Annotated in this window: 7 protein-coding genes; 4 read left to right on the top strand and 3 right to left on the bottom strand. The window is 57.2% G+C overall.

Annotation, left to right across the window (positions count from 1 at the left end):
• The 3 genes from BLU89_RS16615 to parC all read right to left on the bottom strand — a co-directional run.
• Positions 1–95: GTP-binding protein (locus BLU89_RS16615; protein ID WP_034866829.1), on the bottom strand; the 95-nt coding region annotated here is incomplete at its 3' end.
• Positions 96–208: 113 nt separating this feature from the next.
• Positions 209–802, bottom strand: coding sequence for a hypothetical protein (locus BLU89_RS16610; RefSeq protein WP_074738065.1), 594 nt, complete (start codon positions 800–802; stop codon positions 209–211).
• 98 nt (positions 803–900) lie between these two features.
• Complete coding sequence (gene parC / locus BLU89_RS16605; RefSeq protein WP_074738063.1) at positions 901–3,249, bottom strand: DNA topoisomerase IV subunit A; 2,349 nt, start codon at positions 3,247–3,249, stop codon at positions 901–903.
• A 200-nt stretch (positions 3,250–3,449) separates the two neighbouring features.
• On the opposite strand from parC, the gene BLU89_RS16600 reads away from it, so the two are divergent.
• The 4 genes from BLU89_RS16600 to BLU89_RS16585 all read left to right on the top strand — a co-directional run bounded on the left by BLU89_RS16600 (position 3,450) and on the right by BLU89_RS16585 (position 5,820).
• Positions 3,450–4,067 (top strand): SH3 domain-containing protein, encoded by a 618-nt coding sequence (locus tag BLU89_RS16600; RefSeq protein ID WP_245709773.1) that lies wholly within the window; start codon positions 3,450–3,452, stop codon positions 4,065–4,067.
• 69 nt (positions 4,068–4,136) lie between these two features.
• A complete protein-coding gene (locus BLU89_RS16595) occupies positions 4,137–4,964 on the top strand; it encodes an SDR family NAD(P)-dependent oxidoreductase (protein WP_074738062.1) in 828 nt (275 codons plus the stop codon).
• Positions 4,965–5,043: 79 nt separating this feature from the next.
• Positions 5,044–5,244: a twin transmembrane helix small protein gene (locus BLU89_RS16590; RefSeq protein ID WP_074738060.1), complete on the top strand. Its 201-nt coding sequence runs from the start codon at positions 5,044–5,046 to the stop codon at positions 5,242–5,244.
• Positions 5,245–5,247: 3 nt separating this feature from the next.
• A complete protein-coding gene (locus tag BLU89_RS16585; protein ID WP_074738058.1) occupies positions 5,248–5,820 on the top strand; it encodes a cob(I)yrinic acid a,c-diamide adenosyltransferase in 573 nt (190 codons plus the stop codon).
• Positions 5,821–6,000 lie beyond the last annotated feature (180 nt).

Genomic DNA, 6,000 nt, shown 5'->3' with positions numbered 1-6,000 from the left:
ATCGCTGCCGTCAGCGTGGTCTTGCCGTGGTCAACGTGGCCAATCGTGCCGATGTTGACGTGCGGCTTATTACGCTCAAACTTTTCCTTTGCCATTCCTCAGGCGCCCTTTTGCGATTTGGGGGACCTTTGGTCCCGTGGTTACATCTGCGCGCGCGAGATATTTGGTTCAAAGGGGAAAATCAAGCACATCCTGAGGGAAAAGCTGGTCAAGATGCCGGATTTTGGGTCACAGCCTCGGTTTCCAGCGGTTGGATCAAGTCAGGGCGACGATCAAACCAGCCATTGTCTTTATGTTCTTCGGCCAGCCATTCTTCGACCCTGTCGGCAACTTTCAGAGCAAGCCCGCTCATTTGTTCTTCTTTCGTGCGCTCATGACCTGAACCTTTGAAGGCACTTCCGCCAGTCGTGTCTTCCAGAACCTGAAATTGCTTACCCTTGGCCAGGAACTCTTTGTTGTTCACATCATAGACGTTCACCAGAACGATCGCGGTGCTTTTGGGGTTGTAAATCACAGGTATGCCGGGAGGCGCCAACATGTAACCTTCCAGACTGATACCGACATCGTATTCCTGCGCGCCCTCGTAACGGCCCAGACGGATATCGACCGCATTCTGAATGGCGTCCTCCCACTCTTTCGGGGTTGCATCACGCGAAACCGGCCCCTGCTTGGCTTTCTCGGCAAACGCATAGTTCACGCGCAGCTTAAATTCGCCCAGGGATTCGGGCTCTTCATATACCTGTGTCTGGGTGCAGGCCCCCATCAGGACCAGCCCGGTGATCAGTGTCAGAATACGCAGCATGTCTCTCGTCTCGATAGGCCTGTTTTTATTGGATGTAACGCACCGATACCGTTTGTGCCAAGCGGTATCGGCAGAAATTCACCAAACAGTTGGTTTGGTCACGAGAATTTATAATCGCGCGGAAAGCCATAGGGCGCTTTCTTACCGACACCCGCTCGCTTGGCCAGCCATTGAGTCATATCCGCCTCGTGCCGGGTTTTATCGCCACCCATGGACCATTTCAGCCCCTCTTCCCAGTCGAAGGTCGTCACGTCGGACAGACCGCCGTCCAGTTCCAATGTGCCTTGTCGACCTCGAGCCATGTTGTATTTTTGCAAACGTACGCCCTTGCCCCGTGTCATCTCGGGCAGTTCTTCGGTCGGGAAGACAAGAAACTTGCCGTTCTGAGATACCACGGCCACGTGATCACCCGCGATGGGCTTACAGATCATCGCTGTTTCATCGCTCTTAACATTTAGCACCTGTTTGCCGTTTCGGGTCTGCGCCAAAACATCATCCTCAGGCACCATAAAGCCGTTACCTGCGTCCGAGGCCACCAGCAGCCTGCGCCCCGGTTTGTGGATCAGGATGTCGATGATCTGTGCATCGTTCGGCAGGTCGACCATCAGGCGCAGTGGTTCGCCCATACCCCGCCCGCCGGGCAGGTTGGCGGCACTGACGGTGTAGAAACGGCCATTCGAGGCAAAGACCAGCAAGCGATCTGTCGTTTCCGCATGGAAGATAAAGCGCGGGCCGTCGCCATCCTTGAATTTCAACTCGCGCTTCAGATCAATGTGGCCGGTCATGGCGCGAATCCAGCCCATCTGAGAGCAGACGACCGTGATCGGTTCCTTATCGATCATCGCCTCAAGCGGAACTTCTTCGACCTGCCCAGCTTCGGCAAACCGGGTCCGGCGCTCACCGCCTTCGTAATCCTTGCCAAAGGTCTTCTTGGTTTCTTTTAACTGCTCGGCGATCTTGGCCCATTGCAGGGCGGGATCGGCCAGCAGGTCCTCGAGATTGGCGCGTTCCAGCATCAACTCGTCACGCTCGCGCACCAGCTCCATCTCTTCGAGACGGCGCAAGCTGCGCAGACGCATGTTGAGGATGGCGTCGACCTGAACCTCGGACAGTTCGCCCTCGCCCGGTTTCGGCGAGACATAGTCGGACTCGTCGGTTGCGCGAACGTGGTCAATCCCCCAATCCTCGCGCATCAGCGCTGCTTTGGGGTCGTCATCATAGCGGATGATGTCGATCACGCGGTCGAGGTTCAGGAAGGCGACGATAAAGCCTTCCAACACCTCAAGGCGGTGATCTATCTTACCCAGACGATGACGTGACCGGCGCAACAGCACCTCTTGCCGGTGATCGAGGAAAGCACGCAGCACTTCCTTCATCGAACAGACCTTGGGCGTTACACCGTCGATCAGCACGTTCATGTTCAGGCTGAACCGCAACTCAAGGTCCGAACTGCGATAGAGCATCCCCATCAGCACTTCGGGGTCCACATTCTTACTGCGCGGTTCCAGAATCAGGCGAATATCATCAGCGGATTCGTCACGTACATCGGCGAGGATCGGGATTTTCTTGGTCTGGATCAGCTCCGCGATCTTTTCGATCAGCTTGGATTTCTGAACCTGATAAGGAATCTCGGTGACGACGATCTGCCACTGCCCGCGGCCCAGATCCTCAACTTCGAACTTACAACGCAGGCGGAACGAGCCGCGCCCGGTGCGATAGGCCTGAGCAATATTCTCGGGCGGCTCGACGATCACGCCTCCGGTTGGAAAGTCCGGGCCCGGCACGTAATTCAGCAACGTGTCATCCCGCGCGTCCGGCGTCTTGATCAGATGCAAGCAGGCGTCGCACAATTCAGCGATGTTGTGCGGCGGGATGTTCGTCGCCATGCCAACTGCGATACCGCTGGAACCATTGGCCAGCAGATTGGGGAACTGAGCGGGCAGCACAACAGGCTCGGAAAGCGTGCCATCATAGTTGTCGCGGAAATCAACGGCGTCTTCGTTCAAACCCTCAAGCAGCGCCTCAGCCACGATGGTCATCCGCGCCTCGGTGTATCGCGAAGCAGCCGGATTGTCACCGTCGATATTGCCGAAATTCCCCTGTCCGTCGACCAGCGGGTAACGCACGTTGAAGTCCTGCGCCAGGCGCGCCATCGCATCGTAAATCGCGGCGTCACCGTGCGGGTGATAGTTACCCATAACGTCGCCAGAGATTTTAGCGGACTTCCGGAACCCACCGGTTGCACTGAGTCGCAACTCGCGCATCGCATAAAGGATTCGCCGGTGCACCGGTTTCAGCCCATCCCGTGCATCCGGCAGAGCACGGTGCATGATGGTGGACAACGCATAGGTCAGATAGCGCTCACCAATTGCGCGGCGCAGCGGTTCAGCTATCTCGCCCCCGTTTTCAGGGGCCTCCATATTGGGGTCGTCGATCGTATCATTCATACATGATGTGATACGACGCAAGCGCGCGCGGGTAAAGCAAACAACAGGTATTTTACCGGGGACAAGTCGCGCTTTTTGCAACAGGGGGAGGCAAGTATCGGATTTCCCCCGTTTTTCGACTCAACGTCCGAATTATGGTAAGCTTTCGAACATTAAGATGCTGCCATTTTCTTGTTGTTACGATTGTCAGGGGGTGCGCCATGTCGCGCGTTATCATTATTACATTTGCAATGCTCGGGTGGAGTTTCTACGTGATGAGCGGAGGCCCGGATTTTGAGCCGCGCGGAACCAGGGCAGATCAGCCCCTGCGTGTTGCATCGGTGCCAGAGCCCCGTCCAGCCCCGATCCCGGCATCCCGCGCAGAGGACCTTGTCACCAATGTGGCAGCTCGTGCTGTTTCTGCGCGCGTTCAGCCAGAGCCTCTGGCCGAGGATGACGCCGCCGTTGTCCTGTCACAGGTGACGGCTGATCCGTTGTCTCAGTTCTCAGCATTTGACGAAAGCGGTGCCAGCTTCACCCTGGCCTCGCTTGCGGATGGAGCCGCCGGGTTGTTGCAGGTAGAAGCCGAGGTTCAGCATGATGTCACCCCGACATCACAGGTGGTCGAGCCTGAAAAAGACATCCGTGAAATCTCGGGCACACGCGTGAACATGCGCGACGGGCCCGGCACCATCTATCCCATCATCGCCAAGGCAGCGATCGGTCAACGCGTTGAGGTTCTGAGCGAATCCGGCACCGGCTGGCTGCGTCTGCGGCTGTTCCCCGATCAGCGAGTGGGTTGGATTTCTGCCTCATTGGTTCGGAAACCTACAAACTGACGCAACTGTGTCATTGTCCTGACCGGAACCTCGCCTTAGCTATGGGCGAGGTTCAGTTTCGGAAACGTCATGCAAAAATCCATTCTTATCACAGGCTGCTCGTCCGGCATTGGTCTGGACGCGGCACACGGGATGCGCGCCCGCGGCTGGCGGGTCTTTGCATCCTGCCGACAACAGCGCGATTGCGACCGGATGCGGGCACAGGGCTTTGATAGCCCACGGATCGACTACACCGACACCGACAGCATCTCGTGCGGCCTGCAACAGGTTCTGGACGCAACCGGTGGCACGTTGGATGCGCTGTTCAACAACGGAGCACATGGTCTGCCCGGCGCGGTTGAGGACATCCCAACTGACGGGCTTCGCCAGATCTTTGAAACCAACGTCTTTGGCTGGCACGAGCTGACCCGGCAGGTGATTCCCATCATGCGGGCGCAGGGGCACGGGCGCATCGTGCAGAACTCATCGGTTCTGGGACTGGTGGCGTTTCCGTGGCGCGGCGCCTATGTCGCCACCAAATACGCCATCGAAGGCCTGACCGACACCTTGCGGCTTGAGCTGCGGGATACCGATATCAAAGTCATACTGATTGAACCGGGTCCGGTGACGTCGAAAATTCGCGTGAATTCAATCCCGATGTTCGAGCGCTTTATCGATTGGGAAAGCTCGGCCCTTCGGCAAAAATACGAAGACTCGCTGCTAAAGCGCCTCTACGAATCCTCGGGGACAGACAGGTTCGAACTGCCCGCCTCGGCTGTCACCGCCAAGCTTGCCCATGCGGTTGAATCCAGGCGTCCTCGCCCGCGGTACTACGTGACGACACCCACCTATATCGCCGGATATCTGCGCCGTATCCTACCGACCCGGACCATAGATCGTATCCTGTCCGATATCTGAGGCCAAATTACCCGTTCGCTTTTGGCCCGATCAAGGCTAGATCAGAGCCATCGGGACAACAAACGTGAACGGTGACTCTATGGACCTTCTGATGGTCGTACTCCTTTTGGCGATGGCGGCGGTGGTTACCGTGCTGGTACTTGGCATCGCCAATTTCGGAAAACCCGGCAAAGACGCCGCGATGAAAAGCAACAAGATGATGCGCCTGCGCATCCTGTTCCAGTTCATTGCCGTGGTGCTGATCTTGCTCTACGTCTACCTGCGCGGACAGGGAGTCTAAACGATGGTCGTACTCAACAAAATCTACACCCGGACCGGCGATGACGGCAAAACCGCGATGGGCAATGGCGAGCGTGTCGCAAAATACGCGGGCCGGGTTGCCGCCTATGGCACGGTGGACGAACTGAACGCCTTTGTCGGCGTCGCCCGCACCGAAGCGGACGGTGATGTTGATGCTGCCCTGGCACGAATCCAGAACGACCTATTCGATCTTGGCGCCGATTTCTGTCGCCCCGACATGGAAAAAGATGCCGAGGCCGACTATCCGCCCCTGCGCGTTGTGCCAGCCCAGATCGAGCGGCTTGAGGCCGAAATCGATGTGATGAATGAAACGCTGGAACCGCTGCGCAGTTTCATCCTGCCAGGTGGTTCGCGGCTGGCAGCCCAGCTGCATGTGTGCCGTACAGTCTCGCGTCGGGCCGAGAGACTGGCAGTGGAACTGACCAATATGGAACCTGTCAATGAAACGGCCGTGAAATACCTCAATCGTCTCAGCGACTGGTTCTTTGTTGCCGCGCGCTGCGCCAACAACGAAGGGCGTGACGATGTGCTTTGGATTCCCGGTGCAAACCGCTGATCACAGCCATAGCGGGGAAACAAAATTTCGTTTTCAGCAGAAAAAATGACGAAACGCGACGTCTCGAAACCATGACGTGACGATTTTGCTCTGTTGTAGGTCATCACGACCCGTTATCTAGGCCAGCGAGAGCATTGGTGGAGTCGCAACGCGGCTTGCCGTTTTTGTAAGGAGCATACG

Origin of the sequence: Ruegeria halocynthiae (genome assembly GCF_900106805.1) — a bacterium.
Classification (GTDB): domain Bacteria; phylum Pseudomonadota; class Alphaproteobacteria; order Rhodobacterales; family Rhodobacteraceae; genus Ruegeria; species Ruegeria halocynthiae.
The sequence above is the reverse complement of the archived record's forward strand: the minus strand, read 5'-3'. Positions and strand labels throughout refer to the sequence as shown.

Coding starts and splice junctions, on each gene's coding strand:
- BLU89_RS16595 (WP_074738062.1), top strand. CDS start 4,137: ATGCAAAAATCCATTCTTATCACAGGCTGCTCGTCCGGCATTGGTCTG.
- parC (WP_074738063.1), bottom strand. CDS start 3,249: ATGAATGATACGATCGACGACCCCAATATGGAGGCCCCTGAAAACGGG.
- BLU89_RS16585 (WP_074738058.1), top strand. CDS start 5,248: ATGGTCGTACTCAACAAAATCTACACCCGGACCGGCGATGACGGCAAA.
- BLU89_RS16590 (WP_074738060.1), top strand. CDS start 5,044: ATGGACCTTCTGATGGTCGTACTCCTTTTGGCGATGGCGGCGGTGGTT.
- BLU89_RS16600 (WP_245709773.1), top strand. CDS start 3,450: ATGTCGCGCGTTATCATTATTACATTTGCAATGCTCGGGTGGAGTTTC.
- BLU89_RS16610 (WP_074738065.1), bottom strand. CDS start 802: ATGCTGCGTATTCTGACACTGATCACCGGGCTGGTCCTGATGGGGGCC.